This is a genomic window from Ideonella sp. B508-1 (assembly GCF_000333615.1).
Classification (GTDB): Bacteria; Pseudomonadota; Gammaproteobacteria; order Burkholderiales; family Burkholderiaceae_C; genus Ideonella.
On sequence record NZ_BADL01000041.1, the window covers coordinates 1 to 221 of the forward strand.

General features: G+C 52.0%; 1 protein-coding gene. It reads right to left on the bottom strand.

Translation table 11 applies throughout. The annotated features are described in order from the left end of the window. The coding region (locus I73_RS31290; RefSeq protein WP_199899024.1) for a cobalamin-dependent protein at window positions 1-221 on the bottom strand (221 nt) is incomplete at both ends.

The window sequence follows — 221 nt, forward strand, 5'->3', positions numbered from 1 at the left end:
AACACGATGCCTGGTACCTGCCGAAGGTCGCCATTAGATTCCCATGTCCGCAGAAGTTCGTCGAGCGTTAGCTCCCCTTCACCAACTACAAGCGCATCGATTGCATCGCTCAGCTGTAGAAACCTGGCGCTTTCGAAGCTGACCCCGTATCCTCCAAATACAATGCGGATGCTTGGATCAATACTTCGGATACGCTCCGCAATGGAGATCGAGGTTGAAAT